General features: G+C 65.7%; 22 protein-coding genes and 1 tRNA gene. 13 read left to right on the top strand and 10 right to left on the bottom strand.

Going from position 1 to position 26,255, the window contains the following annotated elements; translation table 11 throughout:
* Nucleotides 1-90: 90 nt before the first annotated feature.
* Nucleotides 91-3,561, bottom strand: a complete 3,471-nt coding sequence (mfd, locus tag ASE69_RS01930; protein ID WP_056482101.1) for a transcription-repair coupling factor — start codon at nt 3,559-3,561, stop codon at nt 91-93.
* A 121-nt stretch (nt 3,562-3,682) separates the two neighbouring features.
* Nucleotides 3,683-3,949, bottom strand: a complete 267-nt coding sequence (locus tag ASE69_RS01925) for a succinate dehydrogenase assembly factor 2 (RefSeq protein WP_056048683.1) — start codon at nt 3,947-3,949, stop codon at nt 3,683-3,685.
* Nucleotides 3,950-4,023: 74 nt separating this feature from the next.
* Here ASE69_RS01925 and recG point away from each other — a divergent pair, with 74 nt between their 5' ends.
* Nucleotides 4,024-6,075, top strand: a complete 2,052-nt coding sequence (recG, locus tag ASE69_RS01920) for an ATP-dependent DNA helicase RecG (protein ID WP_056482098.1) — start codon at nt 4,024-4,026, stop codon at nt 6,073-6,075.
* A gap of 4 nt (nt 6,076-6,079) precedes the next feature.
* Here the strand turns inward: recG and ASE69_RS01915 are convergent, their stop codons facing one another.
* From ASE69_RS01915 to serS, 5 genes are all read right to left on the bottom strand, one after another.
* Nucleotides 6,080-6,397, bottom strand: a complete 318-nt coding sequence (locus ASE69_RS01915) for a PilZ domain-containing protein (protein WP_056482095.1) — start codon at nt 6,395-6,397, stop codon at nt 6,080-6,082.
* Between the two features lie 107 nt (nt 6,398-6,504).
* Nucleotides 6,505-7,728: a tyrosine--tRNA ligase gene (tyrS, locus tag ASE69_RS01910; RefSeq protein WP_056482092.1), complete on the bottom strand. Its 1,224-nt coding sequence runs from the start codon at nt 7,726-7,728 to the stop codon at nt 6,505-6,507.
* A 100-nt stretch (nt 7,729-7,828) separates the two neighbouring features.
* Nucleotides 7,829-8,974 carry a M23 family metallopeptidase gene (locus ASE69_RS01905; protein ID WP_056482089.1) on the bottom strand — a complete coding sequence of 382 codons (1,146 nt, stop codon included), beginning with the start codon at nt 8,972-8,974 and terminating at the stop codon, nt 7,829-7,831.
* The gene (gene surE, locus ASE69_RS01900) at nt 8,974-9,738 is read right to left on the bottom strand and encodes a 5'/3'-nucleotidase SurE (protein ID WP_056482086.1); all 765 of its coding nucleotides are present in this window, start codon (nt 9,736-9,738) and stop codon (nt 8,974-8,976) included. The genes ASE69_RS01905 and surE overlap by 1 nt, the downstream gene beginning before the upstream one ends.
* Nucleotides 9,738-11,015, bottom strand: a complete 1,278-nt coding sequence (serS, locus tag ASE69_RS01895) for a serine--tRNA ligase (protein WP_056482083.1) — start codon at nt 11,013-11,015, stop codon at nt 9,738-9,740. Before serS ends, surE begins: the two co-directional genes overlap by 1 nt.
* A 103-nt stretch (nt 11,016-11,118) precedes the next feature.
* On the opposite strand from serS, the gene ASE69_RS01890 reads away from it, so the two are divergent.
* From ASE69_RS01890 to ASE69_RS01875, 4 genes are all read left to right on the top strand, one after another.
* Nucleotides 11,119-11,559, top strand: coding sequence for a host attachment family protein (locus ASE69_RS01890; RefSeq protein ID WP_056482080.1), 441 nt, complete (start codon nt 11,119-11,121; stop codon nt 11,557-11,559).
* A gap of 103 nt (nt 11,560-11,662) precedes the next feature.
* Nucleotides 11,663-12,394 (top strand): hypothetical protein, encoded by a 732-nt coding sequence (locus tag ASE69_RS01885; RefSeq protein ID WP_235517907.1) that lies wholly within the window; start codon nt 11,663-11,665, stop codon nt 12,392-12,394.
* Between the two features lie 671 nt (nt 12,395-13,065).
* Nucleotides 13,066-13,536 carry an RNA polymerase-binding protein DksA gene (gene dksA / locus ASE69_RS01880; RefSeq protein ID WP_056058504.1) on the top strand — a complete coding sequence of 157 codons (471 nt, stop codon included), beginning with the start codon at nt 13,066-13,068 and terminating at the stop codon, nt 13,534-13,536.
* A gap of 59 nt (nt 13,537-13,595) precedes the next feature.
* On the top strand, nt 13,596-13,985 hold the full coding sequence (locus tag ASE69_RS01875) for a PilZ domain-containing protein (protein ID WP_056482992.1): 390 nt from the start codon (nt 13,596-13,598) through the stop codon (nt 13,983-13,985).
* A gap of 50 nt (nt 13,986-14,035) precedes the next feature.
* On the opposite strand, the gene ASE69_RS20950 is transcribed toward ASE69_RS01875, so the two are convergent.
* Nucleotides 14,036-14,191 carry a YdcH family protein gene (locus ASE69_RS20950; RefSeq protein WP_082441033.1) on the bottom strand — a complete coding sequence of 52 codons (156 nt, stop codon included), beginning with the start codon at nt 14,189-14,191 and terminating at the stop codon, nt 14,036-14,038.
* A gap of 252 nt (nt 14,192-14,443) precedes the next feature.
* Between ASE69_RS20950 and ASE69_RS01870 the strand changes: the two genes are divergently transcribed.
* Together ASE69_RS01870 and ASE69_RS01865 are read left to right on the top strand one after the other, a co-directional pair.
* Nucleotides 14,444-14,641: a DUF465 domain-containing protein gene (locus ASE69_RS01870; RefSeq protein ID WP_056482077.1), complete on the top strand. Its 198-nt coding sequence runs from the start codon at nt 14,444-14,446 to the stop codon at nt 14,639-14,641.
* Nucleotides 14,642-14,756: 115 nt separating this feature from the next.
* Nucleotides 14,757-15,218: a DUF1465 family protein gene (locus ASE69_RS01865; RefSeq protein WP_056482074.1), complete on the top strand. Its 462-nt coding sequence runs from the start codon at nt 14,757-14,759 to the stop codon at nt 15,216-15,218.
* A 112-nt stretch (nt 15,219-15,330) separates the two neighbouring features.
* Here the strand turns inward: ASE69_RS01865 and ASE69_RS01860 are convergent.
* A tRNA-Pro gene (locus tag ASE69_RS01860) sits at nt 15,331-15,407 on the bottom strand.
* A gap of 108 nt (nt 15,408-15,515) precedes the next feature.
* Between ASE69_RS01860 and lepA the strand changes: the two genes are divergently transcribed.
* Nucleotides 15,516-17,336 carry a translation elongation factor 4 gene (gene lepA, locus ASE69_RS01855; protein ID WP_056049136.1) on the top strand — a complete coding sequence of 607 codons (1,821 nt, stop codon included), beginning with the start codon at nt 15,516-15,518 and terminating at the stop codon, nt 17,334-17,336.
* A gap of 332 nt (nt 17,337-17,668) precedes the next feature.
* On the opposite strand, the gene ASE69_RS01850 is transcribed toward lepA, so the two are convergent.
* On the bottom strand, nt 17,669-17,899 hold the full coding sequence (locus ASE69_RS01850; protein WP_056482070.1) for a hypothetical protein: 231 nt from the start codon (nt 17,897-17,899) through the stop codon (nt 17,669-17,671).
* Between the two features lie 294 nt (nt 17,900-18,193).
* Here ASE69_RS01850 and ASE69_RS01845 point away from each other — a divergent pair, with 294 nt between their 5' ends.
* The 5 genes from ASE69_RS01845 (at nt 18,194) to ASE69_RS01825 (ending at nt 26,244) form a co-directional block, all read left to right on the top strand.
* A complete protein-coding gene (locus ASE69_RS01845) occupies nt 18,194-20,512 on the top strand; it encodes a TonB-dependent receptor (protein WP_156362117.1) in 2,319 nt (772 codons plus the stop codon).
* A gap of 247 nt (nt 20,513-20,759) precedes the next feature.
* Nucleotides 20,760-24,128, top strand: coding sequence for a polysaccharide deacetylase family protein (locus tag ASE69_RS01840; RefSeq protein WP_056482067.1), 3,369 nt, complete (start codon nt 20,760-20,762; stop codon nt 24,126-24,128).
* A 79-nt stretch (nt 24,129-24,207) separates the two neighbouring features.
* On the top strand, nt 24,208-24,966 hold the full coding sequence (modA, locus tag ASE69_RS01835) for a molybdate ABC transporter substrate-binding protein (protein WP_056482064.1): 759 nt from the start codon (nt 24,208-24,210) through the stop codon (nt 24,964-24,966).
* Nucleotides 24,966-25,655: a molybdate ABC transporter permease subunit gene (modB, locus tag ASE69_RS01830; protein WP_056482061.1), complete on the top strand. Its 690-nt coding sequence runs from the start codon at nt 24,966-24,968 to the stop codon at nt 25,653-25,655. Before modA ends, modB begins: the two co-directional genes overlap by 1 nt.
* Nucleotides 25,645-26,244, top strand: a complete 600-nt coding sequence (locus tag ASE69_RS01825; protein WP_056482058.1) for an ATP-binding cassette domain-containing protein — start codon at nt 25,645-25,647, stop codon at nt 26,242-26,244. The genes modB and ASE69_RS01825 overlap by 11 nt, the downstream gene beginning before the upstream one ends.
* Nucleotides 26,245-26,255: the final 11 nt, after the last annotated feature.

Genomic DNA, 26,255 nt, shown 5'->3' with positions numbered 1-26,255 from the left:
GGGCCGGGGTGAGGGGCTGTCCCAAGCGACGTCCTACTTGGCAGCCCCTCACCCAACCCTCTCCCCGGAGGGGAGAGGGCTAAGAAGAACTTACCCAGCAGCCTTTGCCAGCCCCTTCGACAGCTGTAGCGCGCCGTGCAGCCGCGCCTTCGGATCACCCCACGCCCGCTGCAGCACCAGCTTGCTGTCGGGCCGCAACCGCGCGACGCCGTTCAGCCGCTCGACATACGCCAGCAGCTTGTCGATGTTCGGCGGCTTGTCGTCGTGGAACGAGACCAACACGCCCTTCGGCCCGACGTCGATCTTCGACACGCACGCGCGCTTCGCATTCAGCTTGATCTCGATGACCTTGATCAAATTCTCGGTCGCATCCGGCAACGGGCCGAAGCGGTCGATCATCTCGGCCGCGAACGCCTCGATCTCCTGGCCCTCGTCGAGATCGTTGAGGCGGCGATACAGCCCCATCCGCAAGTCGAGATCGGGCACGTAGTCCTCGGGAATGAGGATCGGCGCATCGACCGTGATCTGCGGCGAGAAATCGCGCGGTCGCGACGAGGTCATGCCGCCGGCCTTGGCGTCCATGATCGCCTCTTCCAGCATCGCCTGGTAGAGTTCGAAGCCGACCTCCTTGATATGCCCGGTCTGCTCGTCGCCGAGCATGTTGCCCGCGCCGCGGATATCGAGATCGTGGCTGGCAAGCTGGAAGCCAGCCCCGAGCGAATCGAGATCGGAGAGCACCTTCAATCGCTTCTCCGCTGTCACTGTCATCTGCCGCTCGGGCGGCGTCACCAGATACGCGTAAGCACGCGTCTTCGATCGTCCGACGCGCCCGCGCAACTGGTACAATTGCGCGAGACCGAAGCGGTCGGCGCGGTGGACGATCATCGTGTTGGCGGAAGCGATGTCGATCCCGCTCTCGATGATCGTGGTCGAGACGAGCACCTCGAACTTCTTGTCGTAGAACGCCGACATGCGCTCCTCGACCTCGGTCGGCGACATCTGGCCGTGCGCGACGACGAAGCGGATCTCGGGCACCTGTTCGCGCAGGAAATCCTCGATCTCGGGCAAGTCCGCAACGCGCGGCGTGACGACGAAGCTCTGGCCGCCGCGGTAATGCTCGCGGAGCAACGCCTCGCGCAGCACGACCGGGTCGAACGGCATGATGTACGTCCGCACGGCGAGGCGATCGACCGGCGGGGTCTGGATCACCGAAAGCTCGCGGATGCCCGACATCGCCATTTGCAGCGTGCGCGGGATCGGCGTCGCGGTCAGCGTCAGCATGTGCACGTCCGCCCGCAGTGCCTTCAGCCGCTCCTTGTGCGTCACGCCGAAGCGCTGCTCCTCGTCGACCACCACGAGGCCGAGGCGCTTGAAGTCGATGTTCTTCGCCAGCAGCGCATGCGTGCCAATGACGACGTCGATCGTGCCGTTCGCGAGGCCCTCCTTGGTCGCCTTCGCCTCGCTCGCGGTGACGAGGCGCGACAGACGGCCCATGTTCATCGGGAAGCCCTCGAAGCGGGCGACGAAGTTGTTGTAGTGCTGGCGCGCGAGCAGGGTGGTCGGACAGACGATCGCGACTTGCTTGCCGCCCATTGCCGCGACGAAGGCTGCGCGCAACGCGACCTCGGTTTTGCCGAAGCCGACGTCGCCGACCACCAGCCGGTCCATCGGTTTGCCTGCGGCCAGATCGCCGAGCACGTCCTCGATCGCGCGATCCTGATCCTCGGTTTCCTCGTACGGGAAGCGGTCGACGAAGCTCGGATAGCCGCTCGCATCGGGTTCGAGCACGTCGCCCGGATGCAGCGCGCGTTCGGCGGCGGTCGCGATGAGTTCGCCGGCGATCTCGCGGATCCGCTCCTTCATCTTCGACTTGCGGCGCTGCCAGCCCTCGCCGCCGAGCCGGTCGAGCGTCGCGCCTTCTTCGGACGAGCCGTAGCGCGAGAGGACGTCGATATTCTCGACCGGCACGTACAATTTGTCGCCGCCGGCATAGCTGAGCGCGACGCAGTCGTGCGGGCTCTGGCCGACCGGGATCGAGGTCAGGCCCTCGTAGCGGCCGATGCCGTGCTCGGTGTGGACGACCAGGTCGCCCGGCGTCAGCGTCGCGAGTTCGGCGAGGAACGCGTCTGCGGATTTCTTGCGCTTCTTGCGGTGGACGAGGCGGTCGCCAAGCATGTCCTGCTCGGTGAGGACCGCGATCCCCGGCGCGGTGAAGCCGTGATCGAGCGGCAGGACGATCAGCGCGACGCCGAAGCTGCGCGCGGTGTCGGCGATGCCAAGCGCATCCTGCCAAGTCTCGGCGTGCTTGCCGCCTTTCATGCCGTGATCGGCGAGCAGGCTCCCCAGGCGTTCACGCGCGCCGATCGAGTAGCTGGCGAGGATCGGTTTTCGTCCCTGCTTGCGGAGCTTCTCGACGTGATCTGCGACGGCTTCGTAGATGTTCGCCTGCGCGGCGCGCTCGGGGCCGAAATCGCGCGGGCCGTCGACGTCGAAGTCGAGCACGGTGTCGCTCGGCGGTTCGTGGAACGGCGAGGTGATGTGCGCGGCGAAGGCCTCGACGCCGCCGGACCATTCCTGCGCGTCGAGGTACAGCGCCTTGGCGGGCATCGGGCGATAGCTGCCGGGCTGAGCTGCCTCGGCGCGCTTGCGGTTCTCGTAATAGTCGGCGATCGATTCGAGCCGGCTTTCCACCGCCGCGGCGACGCCGTTGTCGCGGACCACGACGTCGTCCGAGCCGAGATGGTCGAACAACGTCGCCATCTTCTCTTCGAACAGCGGTAGCCAATGCTCCATGCCCGCGATGCGGCGGCCTTCGGAGATCGCCTGGTACATCGGATCGCCAGTCGCGGTCGCGCCGAACGCGTCGCGGTAGCGGGTGCGGAAACGCTTGATCGAGTCCTCGTCGAGCAGCGCTTCGGACGCGGGGAGCAGGACGAAGCCGTCGATCCGCCCGGTGGTGCGCTGGTCCGCCGCGTCGAACGTGCGGACGCTCTCGATCTCGTCGCCGAAGAAATCGAGACGCAGCGCATGGTCTTCGCCGGACGGGTAGAGATCGACGATCCCGCCGCGCACCGCGTATTCGCCCTGGTCGTGAACGGTGTCGGTGCGGACATAGCCGTTCGCCTGGAGCAGCATGGCGAGCTTGTCGCGGCCGATCCGTTCGCCGGGCGCGAGACGCGCAACGAGTTGGCGGATGCGGAACGGCGTAAGGACGCGTTGCGTCGCAGCGTTGGCGGTGGTCAGCAGGAGCTGCGGACCCTTGGGCTTGCCTTGCAGGCGTTGGAGTGCGGCGACACGCTCGGCCATGATGCGCAGCGTGGGCGAAGCGCGGTCGTAGGGCAGGCAGTCCCAGGCGGGGAAGCTCAGCACTTCGAGATCGGGCGCGAAATACGCCGCGGTCGAGGCGACCGCGCGCATCGCCGCATCGTCCGGCGCGATGAACACCGCGCGCGTCTTCGCGGCCCGCGCGAGGTCGGCAAGTAGCGACGGCTGGAAGCCGGACGGTACGCCGGAGAGGATCAGCGGGGTTGTCGCGGAAAGGATCGTCTTGAGGTCTGGCATTCGAACTCCCCCCTCCCTGAAAGGGAGGGGCTGGGGGTGGGTTGGTATGAGGCGCGTGTCACGACCGTCAAGCGGCCGACCCACCCCCAACCCCTCCCTTCCAGGGAGGGGCGAAGACGCGTTACTTCACGACCGTCACGTAATTTATATCGCGCATCGCCTGCATCATCGGGCCGTCCCATTCGGGCGGGCACACGATCGAGCCGATCGCCCAGCCCATGATGTCGACGTCCTGTTCCTCCAGCAGTGCCTCGAACCAGTCGAGCTCTTCCGGCGTCCACGTCCGGCCATAGGTCGCGAAGAAGCCGCCGATCATCATGTCGGCTTCGCGCGTGCCGCGGTGCGAGCTGCGAAAGCCCAGGCGCTTGAGGCGAGTCTCGTGGTCCATTTCGAACTCCAAACACGAAGAGCCGGCGACCCGCTGGTAGCGAGCGTCGGCTAGGCTATAGAGGCCAGATAGTCATGCGACCCGAAATCCTCAATCCGCTGTTCGCCGAAACCCTCGTCCTGAAGGGGGTGGGGCCCGCGCTCGCCAAGCCGCTCGACCGGCTCGGGCTCGCGCGCGTCGTCGACGTCGCCTTCCATCTGCCGACCGGCTATGTCGATCGCCTGCCGCGTACGGAGCTGATGTCGAGCGATGCGGGCCGGATCATCACGATCACGCTGACTCCGCGCGACTACAGGATCAGTGCGGGGCGGGGGCCTACGCGGGTGCAGGCGACCGACGAGCTTGGCAATTACGTCAGCCTGGTCTTCTTCGGCGGGAGTTCCGGGTGGGCGAAGAAGCTGCTGCCGATCGGTGAGGCCAAGCGGATCTCGGGGCGGCTCGACGAATACGGCCAGGAATTGCAGATCGTCCATCCCGACATCGTCGAGCCGGACGAGGAGTTGCGCGAGCGCGAACCGATCTATCCGCTGTCGGAAGGCCTCACGTCGCGGCGGCTGGCGGCGCTGACCAGGCAGGCGGTCGCGCGCGCGCCGGACCTGCCCGAGTGGATCGAACCCGGGCTGAAGGCGAAACGCGAATGGCCGGGCTGGCACGAATCACTTGCGCGCATCCACGCCGACCCGTCGGACGCGAAGGCCCGAGAACGGCTGGCCTATGACGAGGTGTTCGCGAACCAATTGGCGATGACGATCGTCCGCGCGGATACCCGCAAGCGGCGGGGGCGGGCGCTGCAAGGCGACGGCCGGCTGCGCGACATGCTGAAGCTGCCCTATACTCTGACAGGCGCACAATCGCGGACGGTCGGCGAGATCGAGGGCGATCTCGCGCAGACCGCACCGATGTTGCGACTGCTGCAGGGCGATGTCGGTTCGGGCAAGACGCTGGTCGCGGCGATGGCGATGCTGATCGCCGTGGAGGCCGGTGCGCAGGCAGCGATGCTCGCGCCGACGGAAATCCTCGCGCGCCAGCATTACGAGACGCTCCGGAAAACGCTCGCCGGGCTGCCGATCGAGATCGGCGTGCTCACCGGCCGCGACAAGGGCCGCGTGCGCGAGGCGACACTGATGGCGCTGGCGAGTGGCGAGATCGACATCCTCGTCGGCACGCATGCGATCTTCCAGGATGCGGTCGGCTACAAGGACCTGGGTCTGGTGGTGGTGGACGAGCAGCACCGCTTCGGTGTCGCACAGCGGATGACGTTGCAGGCGAAGGGCGTCGCCCCACCGCATTTGCTGGCGATGACCGCGACGCCGATCCCGCGCACGCTGACGCTGGCGCAATACGGCGAGATGGACGTCAGCCGCCTCGACGAGATGCCGCCGGGCCGCCAGCCGATCGAGACGCGCGTCATATCCGAGGACCGGCTCGACGACGTGGTCAACGCGCTCGGCCGGCATCTGGCTGACGGCGGGCAGGCATACTGGGTGTGCCCGCTGGTCGAGGAGAGCGAGAAGAGCGACCTCGCCGCCGCCGAGATGCGCGCGGAGACATTGCGTGCGCGCTTCGGCGACAAGGTCGCGCTGGTCCACGGTCGCATGAAGCCCGCCGAGAAGGATGCCGTGATGGCCGAGTTCTCCGCCGCCCGTACGTCCGTGCTCGTCGCCACGACCGTGATCGAGGTCGGCGTCGACGTCCCCAACGCGACGCTGATCGTGATCGAGCACGCCGACCGCTTCGGCCTTGCCCAGCTCCACCAGCTTCGCGGGAGGGTAGGGCGCGGCACCGGGCGATCGATCTGCCTGCTGATGCGCGGATCGTCGCTCAGCGAGACGTCGCGCGCCCGCCTCGCATTGATGCGCGAAACCAACGACGGATTCCGCATCGCCGAGGAGGATCTCCGCCTCCGCGGGGCCGGCGAACTGCTCGGCACCAAGCAATCGGGCGAGATGGCGTTCCGGCTCGCGACGCCCGACATGATGGCCGACCTGCTGCAATGCGCGCACGACGACGCGCGCCTGCTGATCGATCGTGATGGCGGACTGGAGGGGCCGCGAGGGCAGGCGGCGAGGACAGCACTATACCTGTTCGACCGCGACGCCGGCGTGGCGTTGCTCCGCTCCGGCTGAGGCGTCAGCTGTTGCGGATCATCACCGTCAACATCGTGTAATATTCGGCGAGCGGGATCGTCCGTTCGAGCTCGCAGCCGATCCGACCGCCAAGCGACCAGCGTACGACCGCGTCGACATAGCCGAAGATCGGCAGGCGAATCCGCAATCGATCACCCGCGGCCGGATCACCGTCGCACCGTGCCATGAGGCCGTTGGCGGACATGTTGACCAGCACCAGCTTGACCATATGGTCGTCGCCGTCGAGCGCATGCGTGCGGTGCATCACTTCGTCGCGGGGCTCGCCGCGCGCATCGCGAACGGCCATTGCATAACGTGGCATCGATCGCTCCCCTGGAATAACCATGCCGCCTGTGTACGGCGTGCGGCGTGAACCCGATACGAACGGTGATGCTTAACGCGACGTTCTTCGAAACGAGAATGCGTCTATTATGAGGGGGTTAGCATCCCATGTCGTTTCTTGCCGAGGCTGAGCCGGACGGGCGATGCGACGTCGATGCTAGTGGTCGGTTCGCGGACGGCCTCGCCATCGACACGCACGGCGCCCTCGGCGATCTTCCGGCGGGCCTCGCCATTGGAGGCGACGAAGCCTAGCCCCACCAGCGCCTCGACGACACCGATCGAGCCACCGGAAACGGCGTAGCTCGGCAGCGAGTCGCCTGACGCGCCTTCCTCGAACGTCTTCCTCGCAGTCTCGGCGGCCTGTTCGGCTGCCTCACGGCCGCGGCACATCGCGGTCGCTTCGTTGGCGAGCACGATCTTGGCGGCATTGATCTCCGCGCCTTCGAGCGCCTCGAGACGCGTGATTTCGTCGAGCGGAAGGTCGGTGAACAGCTTCAGGAAGCGGCCGACGTCGCGGTCGTCGGTGTTCCGCCAGAACTGCCAGTAATCGAAGGTCGGCAACTGGTCCTCGTGCAGCCAGACCGCACCCGACATCGTCTTGCCCATCTTGCCGCCGTCCGCGGTCGTGATCAGCGGCGTGGTGACGCCGTAGACCTCGGTCGAGTCCATGCGACGCGCGAGCTCGATGCCGTTGACGATGTTGCCCCACTGGTCCGAGCCGCCCATCTGCAGGCGGCATTCGGCGCGGCGCGACAGTTCGAGAAAGTCGTACGCCTGGAGGATCATGTAGTTGAATTCGAGGAAGCTCAGCGACTGTTCGCGGTCGAGGCGGAGCTTGACCGAGTCGAAGGCGAGCATCCGGTTGACCGAGAAGTGCTGGCCGACATCGCGCAGGAACGGGATGTATTCGAGCGCGTCGAGCCACTCGGCATTATCGAGCATGACCGCGTCAGTCGGGCCGTCCCCGAACGTCAGGAAGCGTTCGAAGATGCGGCGGATCGAGGCGACGTTGGCCTTGATTCCGTCCTCGCCGAGCAGCTTGCGCGCTTCGTCCTTGAAACTCGGATCGCCGATCTTGCCGGTGCCGCCGCCCATCAGGACGATCGGCTTGTGGCCGGTCTGCTGCAGCCGGCGGAGCAGCATGATCTGGACGAGACTGCCGACGTGAAGCGACGGCGCGGTCGGGTCGAAGCCGATATAGCCGGGCACCACTTGCTTGCCGGCGAGCGCATCGAGCGCGGCGGCGTCCGTCATCTGGTGGACATAGCCGCGCGAGGTCAGCGTGGTGAGCAGGTCGGACTGGTAGGTCATGGTGCGTCTCGTTCCCCTTCCGCTGGCGGGAGGGGTTAGGGGAGGGGCTTCCTCGCCCCCATGCCCTCCCCCGACCCCTCCCGCAAGCGGGAGGGGAGAATCACGTTCGAGGCAGCTGCGACGTTGGATCCACCGGAGTCCGCCCCTTGCGAAGTTCGAAGTGCAGTTCGGGGCGATCCGCAAACCCCGTATCGCCCGACAGCGCGATCGTCTGGCCCCGCTTGACGCTCTGGCCGCGTTGCACGAGCAGCTTCGACGCGTGGCCGTAGACGCTCGTCCAGCCGCCACCATGCTTGATGATAACCAACCCGCCGAGCGCGGCGATGCCATCGCCGACATACGCGACGACGCCGTCCGCGGCCGCGTGGATCGGGGTCGAGACCGGTACGGCGATCTTGATGCCGTCGTTGCGTTCGCCGCTCGCACCATGGCCGAAGCGTTTCACGACCTTGCCGTCGACCGGCCAGAGGAACCCGCCGCTTGCGAGTCGCGCCGGCGCGGTGACGACCGCGTTCGAGGGCAGCACGCGCCGCGGTGTCGCGATCGGTCTTGCCGGCGCCTGGTTGCTGGCGAGCGCGGGTTCGCCGCCGGTCAGGATGTCGTCGATGTCGAGCGTGAAAGCCTGCGCGCGTTCCGATGCGCTCGCGGTGCCGCCGCTCGGCTCGCCAGGGATCTGGATACGCTGGTCGGCGCGGAGCACGTAGGGTTCGACGAGCGCGTTGGCGGCTACGATCCGCGACCATTCGACCCCGTATGCGCGAGCGATCGCGATCCCGGTCTCGCCGCGGCGGACCTGGTGATAGCGGCCGCCGGGGATCTGCAACCGCTGGCCGGCTTGGATCGAATAGGGGGATTCTAGGTCGTTCGCGCGCGCGATCGCTTCGAGGCTCGCACCGCTGCGATCGACCACGCGACTCAGCGTATCGCCGGGCCGGACTACATAGGTCGTGTCGGGGATCGTCTTCGCATCGGCGCTGACGGGGCGTGCCTCCCAGGCGGGGCGCGGGGCGGGCAGGGTGGTGACCTCACCGGTGTCGCGTCCGGGAATGTCCTGCGGTGGCCGGTCGTCGCGCGGCATATCCTCACGCGGCGAATCGTCGCGCGGGCGGGGCGGATCGTCACGGCGGGGCGGGGAACGGTACGGACGCTGTGGCGGGTTATCGTAGCCGGCGGGGCGATCGACGTGCGGAATGCACGCGGTCAGCGCGAGCGTCGCCAGTGGAACCAGGACGCCCGCACGCCGCATCAACGATAGGCCTGCGTCAGCATGTCCATCGACTCGAAATGCGTCAGGTCGAGGTGCAGCGGCGTGACCGAGACGTACCCCGCCGCCGTCGCTTCGAGATCGGTCGCGGGCGCGGGCGTCTCGACGGTCCGGCCAAGCGCGAACCAGTGATATTCGTAGCCGCGCGGATCGGTGTTGCTGACGATCTGCAACCGGCCGTAATCGCGGAAACCCTGGCCGACGACGCGCACGCCCTTCACCGCGTCAGCCGGGTCGGCGGGAAAGTTGATGTTGACCAGCGTGCGCGGGGCCAAGGGTGCGTCGACCAGTGGCCGCAACACGCGTTCGCCCCATGCCGCCGCTGCCTCGAACGGCACGCTGTCGCCCATGCCTTCGCGGCTGTAGATCTGGCTCAGCGCGATCGACCGGATGCCGCCCAGCGCGCCCTCCATCGCCGCCGACACCGTGCCCGAATAGGTCACGTCCTCGGCAAGGTTCGCGCCCCGGTTGACGCCCGACAGGATCAGGTCGGGCGGGCAATCCTTCATGATCTTGGCGAGCGCCATCATCACCGCGTCGGTCGGCGTGCCCGCGACGGCATACCGCTTCTCGCCGTGCTTCCGCACCCGGATCGGTCGCGACAGCGTGAGCGAATGCCCAGCGCCTGACTGTTCCTCGGCGGGCGCGACGATCCAGATATCGTCGGACAAGGTCCGGGCGATCGCTTCCAGCACCTTCAGGCCGGGCGCATGATAACCGTCGTCGTTGGTCAGCAGAATCCGCATCAGCGCTTGGGCTCCAATATGGTCAGCCCGCCGAGATACGGCTGGAGCACCGCCGGCACTGCGACCGAGCCGTCCTCCTGCTGGTAATTCTCCAGCACCGCGACGAGCGTCCGGCCGACCGCGAGCGCGGAGCCGTTGAGCGTGTGGACGAACCGCGTGCCCTTCTCGCCCTCGGGTCGATAGCGCGCGTTCATCCGGCGCGCCTGGAAATCGGTACAGGTCGAGACGCTGCTGATCTCGCGATAGCGCGCCTGGCCCGGCAGCCAGACTTCGAGATCGTAGGTGCGTGCTGCGGTGAAGCCCATGTCGCCGGTGCATAGGAGCATCCGCCTGAACGGTAGCTGCAACGCGTCGAGCACGCCCTCCGCGCACGCCGTCATGCGCTCATGCTCGGCTTCGGACATGTCGGGGGTGACGATCGAGACCATCTCGACCTTGTCGAACTGATGCTGGCGGATGTAGCCGCGCGTGTCGCGACCCGCAGCGCCCGCCTCGGAGCGGAAGCACGGCGTCAGCGCGGTGAAGCGCAGCGGCAATTCGGCTTCGCTCAGGATCTGTTCGCGGACGATGTTGGTGAGGCTCACCTCCGCAGTCGGGATCAGCCAGCGGCCGTCGGTGGTGCGGAAAAGGTCTTCCGAGAACTTGGGCAGCTGGCCGGTGCCGAACACTGCCTCGTCACGGACGAGCAGCGGCGGCGAGACCTGCTCGAAACCGGCGTCGGCGACATGATCGAGCATGAACTGCCCGAGTGCACGTTGCAGCTTGGCGGCAGGCCCGCGAACCAGCGTGAAGCGCGCGCCCGACATCGCCGCCCCGGTCTCGAAATCGAGGCCGATCGCAGGGCCGATCGCGTCATGCTCGCGCGCCGTGAACGCGAACGTCGTCGGCGTGCCACGCGTGTGGACCAGCGCGTTGTCGTCCTCGCCGCCGCCCTCGGGCACGTCGGTTGCGGGAAGGTTGGGGATCGCGGCCAGCATGGCCTGGAGTTCGCTGCCAAGCCGCGCCTCATCGGCTTCCAGAGCGGGCAGCGCCTCCTTCAGGCTCGCGACTTCGGCCATCAGCGCCTGCGCCTTGGCCTCGTCCTTCTGTGCCTTGGCCTGGCCGATCGCCTTCGACAGTTCGTTGCGTCGGGTCTGCGCGGTCTGTGAGTCCGCGATCGTCGCGCGGCGGTGTTCGTCGATCGTCACCAGCGATGCGGACTGCGGTGCGACACCCCGCTTGGCGAGGGCGGCGTCGAAGGCGGCGGGATCGTCGCGGATCAGGCGTATGTCGTGCATGGTCGGGCTATGCCGACCGGCGGGGGCGTACGCAAGGCGGCGCAACCTCCCCGGTAGGCGGCGCGTTCACCCCGCATACGCATAGCGAAAAGGAGAGACACGCATGCATCTTCCCCACAACTCCGTCGTGCTCGTCGCGGACGGCCGGAAAATGCTGTTCCTGCGCAACGAGGGCGACGCCGAGTTCCCCAATCTCGTCGTCGAGAAAGCGCAGGAGCAGGACAATCCGGCGACGCGTGACCAGGCGACCGATTCAGCAGGCCGTGCCTCGTCGCCACAGGGCGGTGTCCAGAGTTCGGTAGAGCCGACCGACTTTCACCAGATCGAGGAAGACCGCTTTGCCGCCGACGCGGCCGACTTTCTGAAGACCGGTGCGCTGAAGAACAAATATGACTCGCTGATCGTGATCGCGCCGCCGAAGACGCTCGGCGAACTGCGCAAGCACTACCACAAGGAAGTCACCAGCCGCCTCAAGGGCGAGCTAGACAAGGACCTGACCGGGCACCCGATCAAGGACATCGAGAAGGCCCTCATGAACGCCTGATCGCAGATCAAGAAAAAGGCCCCGTCGGAGGATCTCCGGCGGGGCCTTTTCTATGCGAAGTTCCAGAGGTTAAGCTGCAACCGCCTTCGTTTTGGCAAAACGCTTGCGCGCGACGAGCGCTGCCGCTGCCGCACCGAACAGCAACACCATCGGCGGAGCGGGAACGGGTGCCGGCGGACCGCCGCTCGATCCCGTGCTGCCGCTCGAACTTGCGCTGCTCGCGCTCGACGCACTGCTGGCACTGCTTGCGCTCGAACCACTCGATCCGCTCGCGGACGAGCCACTGCTTCCCGACGATCCGGAGCTGCCGGACGATCCGTTCGAGCTCCAGCCGCCGGTCGAGTTCCAGCCGCCGCTGGATCCCCAACCCTTGCTGCTCGATCCATACCCCGACGAACTGCCGCTGCTGGCCGACGACGCGGAGGAGGCCGACGACGCCGACGATGCGCTGCTGGTCGAGGACGATACGTCGCCACTCGATCCGCCCGAGGCCGAAGAGACGTTGCCGCTTGAGCCACCCGATGCGGACGATACGTTGCCGCTCGAGCCACCGGTCGACGATGTGCTGGAAATGGTCGCGCCACCCGTACTGGTCGACGATCCGCCGCTCGATGTCGAAGACCCGCCGCTGCTGGTCGACGATCCACCGGTCGAGGTCGATCCGCCGCTCGACGTCGAGGAGATGACGATGCTCCCGCTCGATCCGCCGCTGCCACCGAACCCGCCGCCAAAGCCACCACCGAACCCGCCGCCGAATCCGCCGGGCGTACCGAAGAACCCGCCACTGCCGCCGACCGCGATCGGGTCCGGACCCGCGCCGCCGCCGCCAATGTAACCGGTGCCGACCGGAACCGGGACGGGCGCTGCGTTCGCGACAGTTACAACGGTCGGCGCGCACGTCTGGCGAGTCGTGGTGACCACGCGGCGGACGCGCGGCCGAGTCACGGCGGCGATCTGTGGCCGCGCGACTCGCTTGACCAAGACTCGCTTGGTATTGGCGGTTCGCTGCGGGCGCTCGGCAATATGCACCGCGCCGCCGCCGATCAAAGCGCCACCGCACGCGCACGCGCACAATTTCGCCAGGGCCATCCTCACCGACATATCGTCACTCTTTCGTTGCCGGCACCCTCGTGTTGCCGGATCCCCGTACGCAGTATTCGGAACTGCTATCCGACTAACTGCAAAACAAAGCGTTAAGCGCAAGTGGCTTAACCACATTCCGGATGGTTAAACGAGGATTTACTTATGCGGAAACCAGTGCGTCATCGTTAACGTGCCGGGCTGGGACAAAGTATAGCCCAGGCATCCCACGAATCCGTCCCGTGCCGAAAAACGCTGACGCGACATGCGTTATCCGGGCGCCGCAATAATGTCGGTTTCGGGGCAGAATGCGCAAGCGCTGTCGCTTGTGGTCGCATGCCCGTGAGACTATAGGCGCTTTCACCATTTGGGGGCGGTCCTTGGAAATCAGCGAGGCTGATGCGACGGGGCCAGAGGGAGAGTGGTATGGCGACCGTAATGAATCGTGTGGACGATACCGGGAATTCCAGTCGAGAGGCCGCCAACGACAGCGGCGAGGATGGTTATCGTCCAGACGCGGACGAGCCGTTCATGAGCTTGAAGCAGCAGGCGTATTTCCGCCGCAAGCTTCAGGAATGGAAGGAATCGATCCTGCGGGAGTCGCAGGAAACGCTTTCGCAGTTGCAGGTCGATTCGCTGCGTGAGGCGGATCTCACCGATCGTGCGTCGAGCGAGACCGACTGGTCGATCGAACTGCGCACGCGCGACCGTCAACGCAAACTCGTCTCCAAGATCGAAGCCGCGATCCGGCGGATCGACGAAGGCGAATATGGCTATTGCGAAGTCACCGGCGAGCCTATCAGCTTGGCGCGACTTGAGGCACGACCGATCGCGACGATGACGGTCGAGGCGCAGGAACGGCACGAGCGTAACGAGAAGGTGTCGCGCGAGGATTGATTGCGCCCACCGACGGGGAAGAGAAAGCTGTGTTCGATCATGGTAAAATCGGTCGCGGCATGAGCATCGACACCGGGTCGCCCGGCGGCAACGAGAACCGGCGACAGCGCGAGCGGGACAGCTTGCTGCTGGTCGCGCAGGTGCGGATCGGCGACGAGACGATCGCGCGCGAGGCTAGGGTTCGTAATCTATCCGAGACGGGTTTGATGGCCGAGCTTGCCAAGGTCGTCGATGTCGGGACGCCGGTCACGGTGACGTTGCGCGGAATCGGCGAGGTCGCCGGCACGGTTGCGTGGTGTACCGAGGGGCGGATGGGCATATCGCTCGACTCGCCGATCGATCCGCTGCTCGTGCGCAAATCTCCCGGTGGGACCAAACCCTCGTCGCCGTCCTATACTGTCAAGGCGTCGGACAGCGCGTACGCCTTGCGCAATCCGAAGCCACTGTAACTCCGGCAAGTGGCTCCCCGGATCGACCCGGGGAGCAGTTTCGGCGACCGTTATACGCTGACGATCTCTTCCTTCAGTCGCAGCTTCTGCTTCTTCAGGCTCGCCAACAGGTTCGCGTCGGGTAGCGGACGGTGCGTTTCGTCGGCGATCCGCTGCTCCAGCACGGCATGCTTGGTTTCCAGGGCTGTCTGATGAGTCGTCTGCACGGTGGGTTGCCTCCTGCATTCGGGTTGGGGAACGGAGTAAACCACTCCGTCATCGAAATGTCTTCATCGGAAACGGACCAAATCGATTGGGCGAACGATTTGGCGCGACGGACCGATTATGCGCGGAGAGGTCGCGCTTCGTCGTGAAGTACGTTTTCGACCCCGGTCCGCCTTGCAGGGACGGTTTCGCACTCGCGCACTGCGCTGCGTTTGCTAAGGGCACCGAACACGACGGCAGCCATCGGGGGGCGAGTGGACGACGCGCAGACAAGAGTTCGACTTGATTCATTGCGGATCGAGCATCGCGATCTCGACGACGCGATCGCTGCCCTCGCGCTAGCGTCGACGCCCGACCAGTTGCAGATGGCGCGGCTCAAGAAGCGCAAATTGCGGCTTCGCGACGAAATTGCCTTGCTGGAAGACCTGCTGATCCCGGATATTATCGCGTGATTGCAACGTCCTAAACTGGAACGCGCACGTACTGGCGCATTTTGGGACAGGTAATGGTTAGCGCGTCGTTAACCTCTCTGGATGACGTCTGGCCGGTGTGCCATTTGTCCAATCGATGACCCACGCCGGCTATGAATCGCGGATGCAGCGCCGCCTGATCGACGCTCTGTATAGCGAAGCGATGCTGCTGGCCGACGAGGCGCGGACCTATTTCGACGAAGCCGGGCGGGTCGAACGCGAGGCGCTCGATCCGCTGATCCGGGTCAGCTTCAGTTGCGAATCGCTCAAGGTAACGACGCGGCTGATGCACGTCATCGCGTGGCTGCTGACGCAGCGCGCGGTCCAGGCCGGGGAGTTGCGCCCCCGCGACGCGCTCGATCCCTCGCGGCGGCTGGGCGATGCGCCGATTACCGATGCGGCGCTGCTCGCGATGCTGCCGACGCGTGCGCGCGAGATGATCGGGTCCAGCACCGACCTGCATCGACGCGTGGCCCTGATGGATGAGGCGCAGGATATGCCGGAGGTGATCGCGAGCCCGGTTCGGTCGATGCAGAAGCGGATCGCCAACGCGTTCTAGAGCGCTGAGTTTTGACTCGGCAGCAGGGCGGCCCGCCGGGCGGTGCGCGCTTACATCATCACGGAGAGTTTGGGTTCGGGGAGGGGGCAAACTCACCCCGTAAAATCGGCAATGGTCGGGGCGATAGGATTCGAACCTACGACCCCTGGACCCCGAGACCAGTGCGCTACCAGACTGCGCCACGCCCCGACAACATTGCCGGTGAGCGCCCTAGCCGCGACATCCCGAACGTTCAAGACAATTATGGAGTGTGTCCGCGATCTATCGCGCACGCGGTGTCGCTGCTAGGAGCGCGCCATGACTCCGCTCGACCGCATCCGCAATTTTTCCATCATCGCCCATATCGACCATGGTAAGTCGACGCTCGCCGACCGGCTGATCCAGGAAACTGGCGGCCTCACCGCGCGCGAAATGTCCGAGCAGGTGCTCGACAACATGGACATCGAGAAGGAGCGCGGGATCACGATCAAGGCGCAGACCGTGCGCCTTGCCTATCACGCCAAGGACGGTCTCGATTACGTCCTCAACCTGATGGACACGCCGGGGCATGTCGACTTCGCCTATGAGGTGAGCCGCAGCCTGGCCGCGTGCGAAGGCGCGCTGCTGGTGGTCGATGCCGCGCAGGGTGTCGAGGCGCAGACGCTCGCCAACGTCTACCAGTCGATTGAGCACGACCACGAGATCGTGCCGGTGATCAACAAGATCGATCTGCCCGCCGCGGAACCCGAGAAGGTCCGCAAGGAAATCGAGGACGTGATCGGCATCGATGCATCCGAGGCGGTACTCGCGTCGGCGAAGTCCGGGATCGGCATCGTCGAGATCCTCGAGGCGATCGTCACCAAGATCCCGCCGCCCAGCGGCGACCCGGAGGCGCCGCTGAAGGCGATGCTGGTCGACAGCTGGTACGATCCGTATCTCGGCGTCGTCATCCTGGTACGCGTGATCGACGGCGTCCTGAAAAAGGGCCAGCAGATCAAGTTCATGCAGACCGGGACGATGCACCTGGTCGACCGGGTCGGCTGTTTCCGTCCGAAGATCGAACAGCTGACCGAACTCGGCACCGGCGAGATGGGCTTCATCACCGCGCAGATCAAAGAGGTTGCGCAAACGCGCGTCGGCGACACGATCACCGATGCGAAGCGGCCTGCGCTCGAAGCGCTCGCGGGTTTCAAGGAAGTCCAGCCGGTCGTGTTCTGCGGGATGTTCCCGGTCGATGCCGCCGAGTTCGAGAAGCTGCGCGAGAGCATCTCGAAGCTGCGCCTCAACGATGCGAGCTTCTCGTTCGAGATGGAGACTTCGGCCGCACTGGGCTTCGGCTTCCGCTGCGGCTTCCTCGGGCTGCTGCATCTGGAGATCATCCAGGAGCGGCTGACGCGCGAATATGATCTGGACCTGATCACCACCGCGCCGTCCGTCGTCTATGAGATCGAGCTGACCCACCCCGATCCGTCCGGCACGACGCATATCGAGCTGCACAACCCCGCCGACATGCCCGAGCCGAACAAGATCGCGACGATCAGCGAGCCGTGGATCGAGGCGACGATCTACGTTCCCGACGAGTATCTCGGTAGCGTCCTGAAGCTCTGTCAGGACCGTCGCGGCATCCAGAAGAACCTCACTTATGTCGGCGGTCGTGCGCAGGCGACCTACGAACTGCCGCTGAACGAAGTGGTTTTCGACTTCTACGATCGGCTGAAATCGATGTCGAAGGGCTATGCCAGCTTCGATTACCACCAGATCGGCTATCGCGAGGGCGATCTCGTCAAGATGGGCATCCTGGTCAACGAGGAGCCGGTCGACGCGCTCAGCATGATCGTCCACCGCGGCACCGCCGAGGTGCGCGGCCGCGGCATGGTCGAGCGCCTGAAGGAACTGATCCCGCGCCATCTGTTCAAGATCCCGATCCAGGCGGCGATCGGCGGCAAGGTGATCGCGCGCGAGACGATCAGCGCGATGCGCAAGGACGTGACCGCCAAATGCTATGGTGGCGACGCCAGCCGTAAGAAGAAGCTGCTGGAGAAGCAGAAGAAGGGCAAGCTGAAGATGCGCGAATACGGCTCGGTCAGCATCCCGCAGGAGGCCTTCATCGCAGCGCTGAGGATGGGCGACGACGCGTAGGCGTCCGAGGCTAAGCGGCGCAGCAGCTTAGGTGAGGCTTGCGCCAAGCCGGACGGCGACCGGCCGAGCTTGTCCTCGGTCGTGTCGTCCGACGACGCGGCTTTGCCGTGGCGCGGCTTAGGTTGAGTTCGAAAGCCAGTTCGCTCTTCCTTGTTCTCCCGCGAAGGCGGGAGCCCAGTCTGGGTCCCCGCCTTCGCGGGGAAACATGCTACCCTAGCCCGTGGGCATCGACGCCGAACCTGTCCGGAGTGGAGGAGCGACGTTGAAACACTCGTCAACCCAAACCCCGAATGCCTACCCGCGCTGGAACGGCGCATCACCGCCCGTCGCCGTCACTCGTACGTCGCGACCCCAAACGCGATGTAGCCGACGCACAGGATAATCCGCGTCAGCCACGCCGCTTCGCCGTGCAGTACTACGCTCGCTGCAATCGCGGCGATAAATGCCGCCATGATCGACCAAGCCTGCCAGGCGAACGGGAACGGGAAGATGTCGCCCAGCGCACTGGGCTCGAACCAACCCGAACGCCGAATGGTCAGCCAAAATCGCGTTACGAAGTCCATAGGGCGAAGCTAGCACGGCATTTCCGCTCGCTGCCATCGGCAAAATTATCGCACTGTGTCGCAAACCTGCACTCGCCCCAAAACGCCGTAACCAACTGTCATCATACCAACACAATCCCCGCCTAACCACCGAGCCGGGGAGTGAGCGTCGCGAGGCGTCGTCGGGCCGTCCGGGGAGGGCGGTCGATGGCGCGTAGCGACGTTGCGTATTGGGATGTGCGGCCGGTCGTCAGGGACGCCGCTGCACTATTGGGGAATATCATCGTGAAGATTTCGGTCGTTAAGTCGGCGTTGATGCTCGGCGTCGCGTTTGGTTCGGTTGTGGGTGGATCGGCTGCGTTCGCACAGGCCGCGCCGGTCCAGGATCAGGCCCAGACTCAGGCTGGGCAGGCTGCCCCCGAGGAAGGCTTGGACGACATCGTCGTCACCGCCGAGCGCCGGTCGGAAAACCTCCAGAAGGTCCCGCTCTCGGTCGGCGTCGCATCGGGTGACGCACTGCGCGCCTATACCGCAGGCGGCGACGACACGCTGCTCGCGCTGTCGGGTCGCGTCCCCGGCCTGTACGTCGAATCGACCACCGGCCGTATCTTCCCGCGCTTTTACATCCGCGGCCTCGGCAACATCGATTTCTACCTCGGCGCGTCGCAGCCGGTCACGATCATCCAGGACGACGTGATCCTCGAGCATGTCGTCCTGAAGTCGAACCCGGTGTTCGACGTACGCCAGGTCGAAGTCTTGCGCGGTCCGCAGGGCTCGCTGTTCGGGCGCAACACCACCGCCGGCATCATCAAGTTCGACACGAACAAGCCGACCAACGACTTCGAGAGCCGTGCATCGGCCTCGGTCGGCAGCTACGGCAGCGTCAGCCTCGACGCGGGCGTCGGCGGTCCGCTGATCAAGGACCTCCTCTCGATCCGCCTGTCGACGCTGCTTCAGCACCGCTCGGATTACATCGACAACGCCTATGCCGGTGTAAGCCAGGACAGCACCGCGACGCCGCGCAAGGACGCCATGGGTGGCTTCGACGATCGCAACGTCCGCGTGCAGCTTGCGCTGACACCGGGCGAGCGCTTCACCCTCGACCTGTCTGGCCACGCGCGCTGGTATGACGGCACCTCGACGCTGTTCCACCGCGGCGCGCTCAAGAAGGGTTCGAACGACGTCTCCGCCGAGCCGCGCAACACCGTGTCGCTCGACGAGGGGAACGACAACCCGCAGAGCTACAATACCTATGGCGGCTCGGCGCGTGCGTCCTACGACTTTGGTCCAGCCACGCTGACCTCGATCACGGCATACGAGACCACGTCCGGGTTCAGCCGCGGCGATACCGATGGTGGTGCGGGTGCGAACTTCCCGATCCGCGGCGTCGCCAACGGCTTCGGCCAGTCGCAGGGCCAGATCCGCGATCTCGATCAATGGTCGCAGGAAGTGCGCGTTGCCGGCACCCCTGGTGGCCGCCTCAACTGGCAGCTTGGCGGCTTGTACTTCGACAACCGCGACATCACCGATTTCTACCAGCGGACGTTCTTCCTGACCACGGCGGCGCGCAATCCCAACAACTGGGTGCGGTTGCATGACGTCAACACCTCGTGGGCGGGCTTCGGCCAGGTCAGCTACGAGCTGATGGACAAGTTGACGGTAACGCTTGGCGGCCGCATCACCGAGGACAAGAAGCGTACGCAGCTGCTGAAGACCGTTCAGAATGCGGCTGGCGTCAATCAGTATCCGACCAACTTCCGCCGCGACGTCACGCTGAAGTCGACCAAGCCGAGCTGGGATGCGAGCATCCTGTACCAGGCGAGCCCCGACATTAGCCTGTATTCGCGCGTCGCCCAGGGCTTCCGCGGACCGACGATCCAGGGTCGTTCGGCGGTGTTCAACTCCGACTTCTCGACCGCGAACTCGGAGACGATCCTGTCATGGGAGACGGGGATCAAGACGCGCCTGCTCGACAACACGCTGAGCCTCAATGCGACGGTGTTCGGCTACCGCGTCAACGACATCCAGCTCAACGGCAACGATGTGAACGGCAACGGCATCCTGTTCAACGGCAACAAGGCCGAGGCATACGGCATGGAAGCCGAAGCCAATTGGCGGCCGGTCCCGAACCTCACGTTGGGTGCAGGTCTGAGCCTGCTGCACAGCGCGATCCGCGACAAGACGACCGAAGTGCAGATCTGCGCGCTCAACAACATCGTGGTCTGCACGCCCTCGCGAACGCCGCGCGCGATCGTCGGCGCGTTCGGTACGACGTACCTGGTCAAGATCGACGGCGAGCCGCTGCCCAACGCGCCGGAGTATAACGTCGACCTCACTGCGCGCTACGACCAGCCGCTCGGCAATGGCGGTCGCGCGTTCATCGCGGGTGACTTCAACATCCAGGGCTACACGCAGTTCGTGCTGTACAAGACCAAGGAGTTCACCGCGAACGGCAACTTCGAGGGCGGCCTGAAGATCGGTTACGCGGCCCCGGACGATGCGTACGAACTGGCTGTGTTCGCCCGCAACATCACCGGCGAGAAGAACCTCAAGGGCGTGATCGAGAACTACATGGCGGCGGTCTTCAACGAACCGCGGATCATCGGCGTTTCGCTCAGCGGCAAGTTCCGCTGATCTCTTCCCCCCTCCCGCATGCGGGAGGGGTCGGGGGTGGGCTCGCGCTATCGTCAAGCGCAGCATGTGTTCGGGCCGGGCGCCCACCCCTCGGTCCCCTCCCGCACGCGGGAGGGGATGCAGTGAGTTTGACGTCGCTACCTAAACCAAGCGTGACGCATTTTTCAGCAGCGCGGGCGCAAACGGCATTGTAGCGCAAACGTCACGGCGAGTTGCCGTTTTCCTTCGGCCGGTTGATACTCGCTCCATGTCGCTCAATCCCGTATTCTATGATGCAAGCGGCCGTCGTCGTCGGCGGTTCACCTTTGGCGTCGCGGCGTTCATCGCCCTGCTTCTGCTGTCGATCGCGATGTTCGCCGTCTCGATCGGTGCGGTGCCGACTGCGCCGCTGCTCCCGATCGAGCCAGAGCATCCCGCGCTCCACAAGCTGCCCGCACCGCGCGGCGGCATCTTCCGCGAGACCCGGCGCGACCTCAATTACTACGCCAAGCAGCTGTTCGGGACGAGCGCGGCCAAGCCCGGTGTCGGCAACGGCGCCAACCCGCCGCTCGCGATCGCCTTCCACGCGCCGTGGGACGAAGCCAGCACGGCTAGCCTTGCGCGGCACGTCGAACAACTCGACTGGCTGATCCCCGGCTGGGTCTCGATCACGGGCAAGGATCACCACATCACGGTGTTCCGCGACCAGGCCGGACGCGACATCCTCAACAAGGCGGTCCACCGGCCGATGATCCTGCCGATGGTGCAGAACGCCGTCGACGGCAACTGGGATGGCGCCGGCAGTGCCGCGCTGTTCGCCGATCCGAAGGCGCGCGCGGCTTTCCTCGACAAGCTGGTGCCGTTCCTCAGCGCAAACCATGCCGGCGGCGTGTTCTACGATTTCGAGGACCTGCCCGCATCGGCGCAGCCCAATTACCGCACCTTTCTCGCCGAAACGCGCGCGCGCTTTGCGCCGCGCGGTTGGGTCGTCGCGATCGCGGCGCCGGTCGCCAACCCCGACTGGAACCTGCCCGCGTATGCCAAGGTGACCGACAAGGTCTTCCTGATGGCCTATGACGAGCACGAGACGAGCGGCGCACCCGGCCCGATCGCGTCGCAACGCTGGTTCGCGCGCATGGTCGCCGACGCCGCGCGCGGCATTCCCCCGTCGAAGCTGGTGGTGGCGATCGGCTCCTACGCGTACGACTGGCATGCCGGTGCGGACAGTGGCAACGGCGATGCGCTCGACGTCGAGGAAGCTTGGCAGGCCGCAGCGGACTCGGGCACGATGCCGACCTTCGACAAGACCAGCGGCAACAGCAGCTTCGCCTATTCCGAGGGCGGCGTGCAGCACCAGGTCTGGCTGCTCGACGCGGCGTCTGCCTATAACCAGATCGCGTTCCTGCAAAAGGCGGGTCTCGGCAGCGTGGCGCTCTGGCGTCTCGGCTCGGAAGATCCCGGGCTCTGGTCGATCTGGGGCCGCGATCATCGCAAACTACCGATCCCCGACGCCATCGATAACATGCCGGCCGGCACCAATGTCGATATCGAGGGCAGCGGCGAAATCCTCAAGATCGCCGCCGAGCCCGTCACCGGCATTCGCGACGCGGTGCCGGCGAAGGACGGCACGATCGCCGACGTCAACTTCACGCGGATGCCGTCGCCTTATGTCGTGGTGCGGACCGGCTATCGTCCGAAGCAACTGGCGCTAACGTTCGACGACGGGCCGGATCCCGAATGGACGCCGCAGATCCTCGACATCCTCAAGCGCGAGCATGCGCCCGCGACGTTCTTCGTGATCGGCGAGAATGCGCTGACCGAGCGGCCTTTGCTCCAACGAATGGTCGATGAAGGCCATGAGATCGGCAGCCACACCTATACGCATCCGAATCTCGCCAACGTCTCGCAGCGGCAGGTGAAGTACGAACTGAACACGACGCAGCGCCTGTTCCAGGCGTTCACCGGGCGTTCGCTCCGCCTTTTCCGCGCCCCCTATTTCGGCGATGCCGAGCCGAGCACCGCGGACGAGATCCTGCCCGCGCTAGAGGCGCAGCAGCGCGGCTATATCTCGGTCGGTCTCCACGTCGATCCCGACGACTGGAAGCGCCCCGGCGTGCAGGCGATCATCGACCGCACCATCGCCGGCGTCGAGGCCGGCAACCCGGAACGCAGCGGCAACGTCATCCTGCTGCACGATGCTGGCGGCAACCGCGCCGAGACCGTCGCCGCACTCCCGATCATCATCGAGCGGTTGCGGGCGATGGGCTACAGCTTCGTTCCCGTCTCGACACTCGCCGGGCTGTCACGCAACCAGTCGATGCCGGTGATCTCGTCGAGCGACCGCGTCGCCGCGGTCGCCGATCTCGCGCTGTTCAGCACGCTCGGCGGCATCGTCGTCGCGCTTCGCTGGATCTTCGGGATCGCGATCACGATTGGCATCATCCGCGCGCTGGCCCTGTCGGCGCTCGCGCTGATCCAGGCGCGGCGCGAGTTGAAGACGGTGTTCCCGGCGATTGATCCGTCGCGTTTCGTCACGGTGATGATCCCCGCGTTCAACGAGGAGCGCGTGATCGTCCGGGCTGTGCAGGGGGTGCTCGCCTCGGCGGAAGTCGCGATCGAAGTGATCGTGATCGACGACGGTTCCAGCGACGGCACCAGCCGCGTCGTCGCCGAGGCGTTCGCCGGCGACGACCGCGTCCGCCTGCTGACGTTGGAGAATGGCGGCAAGGCACGCGCGCTCAACCGCGGACTCGAACTTGCACGCGGCGAGATCGTGATCGCGCTCGACGCCGATACGCAGTTCGAACCGATGACGATCGCCCGCCTCGCGCGCTGGTTCGACGATCCGAAGCTCGGCGCGGTCGCGGGTAACGCGAAGGTCGGAAATCGCGTCAACCTGATCACCAAATGGCAGGCGCTCGAATACATCACCGCACAGAATCTCGAACGCCGCGCGCTCGCTTGGCTGAACGCGATGACCGTCGTGCCAGGCGCGGTCGGCGCATGGCGGCTGGAGGCGATCCGCAGCGTTGGCGGCTATCCCGACGATACGCTCGCCGAGGACCAGGACCTCACGATCGCGATCCAGCGTCACGGCTGGAAGGTGCAGTACGACCAGTTCGCGATCGCCTGGACCGAGGCGCCCGAGACGATACGTGCGCTCGCCAAACAGCGATTCCGCTGGGCGTTCGGCACGTTGCAGTGCCTCTACAAGCACCGCTCAGCGATCGGCCGGTCGCACCCGCGTGGGCTCGGCTGGGTCGGATTGCCGCAGGCGATCGTGTTCCAGATCATCCTCGCCTCGATCTCGCCGATCATCGATCTCGCGCTGCTCGTCAGCTTCGCGTCAACGTATCTTGCAGTGCAGGCGCATGGCTGGGAGCAGACCAGCCACGACGTCTATACGATGCTGGCCTATTGGCTGATCTTCACCGCGATCGACCTGCTCGCCGCGACGATCGCGTTCGCCTTGGAGCGCAAGGAGCGCTGGCGGCTGCTCTGGCTGCTGATCCCGCAGCGGATCGGCTACCGTCAGGTGATGTACTACGTAGTGCTGAAGGCGATCGCGCAGGCGTTGCGCGGACCGCTGGTCGGCTGGGGTAAGCTGGCGCGGACCGGGCGGGTCACGGCGAACTAAGCACGCAACATATCGAACCGGCTGGCGTTATGGCCCGGCGCTATATATCGGTACGCGCAGAGTTCGAGGGGCAAGCAGTATGCGGTATCTGACGTCGGCGGTGGTGATGGCGGTCAGTCTTGGGGCGTCGGGTGCCCACGCACAACAGCGCCCTCCGTTGGTGCTCGCCGCAGCTTCGTTGCAGGAATCGCTAACCGCGGCCGCGGACGCATGGGCAAAGAAGGGGCATGTGAAGCCGACGATCTCGTTCGCGGCATCGTCGGCGCTCGCGCGGCAGGTCGAGTCCGGTGCACCGGCGGATTTGTTCGTGTCGGCGGACGAGGACTGGATGAACGCACTTGCCGCGAAGAACCTGATCATCGCCAGCACCCGTGTCACGTTCCTCGGGAACCGCCTCGTGGTCGCGGCGCCGGCGGGTAGCAAGGTAAGAATCCCGGTGCGCCCACCCGCTGCGCTCGTTCGCGTACTGACCGCCGGACCGTTGGCTATGGCGGATACCGCCGTGCCCGCCGGAAAATACGGGCAGGCGTCGCTCGAGAAGCTCGGCGTCTGGGCACAGGTGTCGCCGAAGGTGGTGCGCGCGGAAAATGTCCGCGCGACGCTGGCGCTGGTCGAGCGTGGCGCGGCGCCGCTCGCGATCGTCTACGCGACCGATGCCAAGGCGTCGGCCAAGGTTCGTATTGCCGGCGTCTTCCCCGAGGCGACGCATCCCGCGATCACTTACCCGATCGCGCGGCTGAAGACGTCCACAAACCCGGAGGCGGAGGGCTTCCGCCGCTTCCTCGTCTCGCCTGCGGGCAAGGCAATCTTCGTCCGCTACGGGTTCTCCACGCGCTAGTGCTCGACGCGACCGAATGGGGGATCGTCACGCTGTCGTTGAAGGTCGGCGGCGTCGCGATGGCGGTGACCTTGCCGATCGCATTTGCGCTCGCTTGGCTGCTCGCGCGCGTCCGTTTTCCGGGCAAAGTCGTCGTAGACGCGGCAATCCATCTGCCGTTGGTCGTGCCGCCGGTCGTCACCGGTTGGCTGTTGCTGCTCGCGTTCGGACCCAATGGCCCGATCGGCGCTTGGCTGCAGGACTTGTTCGGCGTGACGGTCCTGTTCCGCTGGACCGGGGCGGCGATCGCGGCGGGCGTCATGGCGCTGCCATTGATGGTGCGTGCGATGCGGATCTCGATCGAGGCGGTCGACAGGCGGCTCGAGAATGCGGCGCGAACGCTGGGTGCGGGTCCGTGGCGCGTGTTCTGGACGCTGACGTTGCCCCTCAGTATCCCCGGCGTACTGGCCGGCGCGGTGCTCGGGTTCGCGCGGTCGATCGGTGAGTTCGGCGCGACGATCACCTTCGTTTCCAACGTGCCCGGCGAGACGCAGACGTTGCCGCTGGCGATCTATTCCGCGCTCCAACAACCCGGCGCCGACGCGCTTGTGTGGCGATTATCGTGCGTATCCGTAGGCTTGTCGTTGATCGCTCTGATCGCGTCGGAGCTGTTGACGCGCCGTGCGGGGCGGGGTCTCCATGTCCTTTGAGATCGATATCGAGAAGCGCCTCGGGGACACGCAGGTGTCGTTGAAGCTAGAGGCAGGCGCGGGGGCGACGGTGCTGTTCGGTCCGTCGGGCGTCGGCAAGTCGAGCGTTCTTAACATGGTCGCCGGGCTACTCCGCCCTGATCGCGGCCGGATCGCGGTCGATGGCGAAACACTGTTCGGTGACGGCTTGGACGTACCACCCGAGCGCAGGAAGGCCGGATATGTCTTTCAGGAAGCGCGATTATTCCCGCATATGCGCGTGCGCGCGAACCTGCTGTACGGCGTCCGTGGCGAGGCAGAGCGGTTCGAGGACATCATCGGCTTTCTCGGTATCGGCCATCTGCTCGATCGCTGGCCGCGCACACTCTCCGGCGGCGAGGCACAGCGGGTGGCGATTGGCCGGGCGCTGCTCAGCCAACCGCGCTTCCTGTTGCTCGACGAACCGCTGTCGTCGCTCGACCGTGCGCGCCGCGAGGAGATCATGCTGGCGATCGAGCATGTCCGCGACGTTCTCAAGCTTCCGATCCTGATGGTCACGCACGACCCTGAAGAGGCCGAGCGGATCGGAAACAGGGTCGTGCGGATGTAGCTTCGCGGACG

The organism is Sphingomonas sp. Leaf208 (assembly GCF_001421415.1).
Classification (GTDB): Bacteria; Pseudomonadota; Alphaproteobacteria; order Sphingomonadales; family Sphingomonadaceae; genus Sphingomonas.
The sequence above is the reverse complement of the archived record's forward strand: the minus strand, read 5'-3'. Positions and strand labels throughout refer to the sequence as shown.

Excerpts from the sequence above, each read along its gene's own strand:
- mfd (WP_056482101.1), bottom strand. The coding sequence starts at position 3,561 with ATGCCAGACCTCAAGACGATCCTTTCCGCGACAACCCCGCTGATCCTC.
- ASE69_RS01925 (WP_056048683.1), bottom strand. The coding sequence starts at position 3,949 with ATGGACCACGAGACTCGCCTCAAGCGCCTGGGCTTTCGCAGCTCGCAC.
- recG (WP_056482098.1), top strand. The coding sequence starts at position 4,024 with ATGCGACCCGAAATCCTCAATCCGCTGTTCGCCGAAACCCTCGTCCTG.
- ASE69_RS01915 (WP_056482095.1), bottom strand. The coding sequence starts at position 6,397 with ATGCCACGTTATGCAATGGCCGTTCGCGATGCGCGCGGCGAGCCCCGC.
- tyrS (WP_056482092.1), bottom strand. The coding sequence starts at position 7,728 with ATGACCTACCAGTCCGACCTGCTCACCACGCTGACCTCGCGCGGCTAT.
- ASE69_RS01905 (WP_056482089.1), bottom strand. The coding sequence starts at position 8,974 with ATGCGGCGTGCGGGCGTCCTGGTTCCACTGGCGACGCTCGCGCTGACC.
- surE (WP_056482086.1), bottom strand. The coding sequence starts at position 9,738 with ATGCGGATTCTGCTGACCAACGACGACGGTTATCATGCGCCCGGCCTG.
- serS (WP_056482083.1), bottom strand. The coding sequence starts at position 11,015 with ATGCACGACATACGCCTGATCCGCGACGATCCCGCCGCCTTCGACGCC.
- ASE69_RS01890 (WP_056482080.1), top strand. The coding sequence starts at position 11,119 with ATGCATCTTCCCCACAACTCCGTCGTGCTCGTCGCGGACGGCCGGAAA.
- dksA (WP_056058504.1), top strand. The coding sequence starts at position 13,066 with ATGGCGACCGTAATGAATCGTGTGGACGATACCGGGAATTCCAGTCGA.
- ASE69_RS01875 (WP_056482992.1), top strand. The coding sequence starts at position 13,596 with ATGAGCATCGACACCGGGTCGCCCGGCGGCAACGAGAACCGGCGACAG.
- ASE69_RS01865 (WP_056482074.1), top strand. The coding sequence starts at position 14,757 with ATGACCCACGCCGGCTATGAATCGCGGATGCAGCGCCGCCTGATCGAC.
- lepA (WP_056049136.1), top strand. The coding sequence starts at position 15,516 with ATGACTCCGCTCGACCGCATCCGCAATTTTTCCATCATCGCCCATATC.
- ASE69_RS01850 (WP_056482070.1), bottom strand. The coding sequence starts at position 17,899 with ATGGACTTCGTAACGCGATTTTGGCTGACCATTCGGCGTTCGGGTTGG.
- ASE69_RS01845 (WP_156362117.1), top strand. The coding sequence starts at position 18,194 with ATGCTCGGCGTCGCGTTTGGTTCGGTTGTGGGTGGATCGGCTGCGTTC.
- ASE69_RS01840 (WP_056482067.1), top strand. The coding sequence starts at position 20,760 with ATGTCGCTCAATCCCGTATTCTATGATGCAAGCGGCCGTCGTCGTCGG.
- modA (WP_056482064.1), top strand. The coding sequence starts at position 24,208 with ATGCGGTATCTGACGTCGGCGGTGGTGATGGCGGTCAGTCTTGGGGCG.
- ASE69_RS01825 (WP_056482058.1), top strand. The coding sequence starts at position 25,645 with ATGTCCTTTGAGATCGATATCGAGAAGCGCCTCGGGGACACGCAGGTG.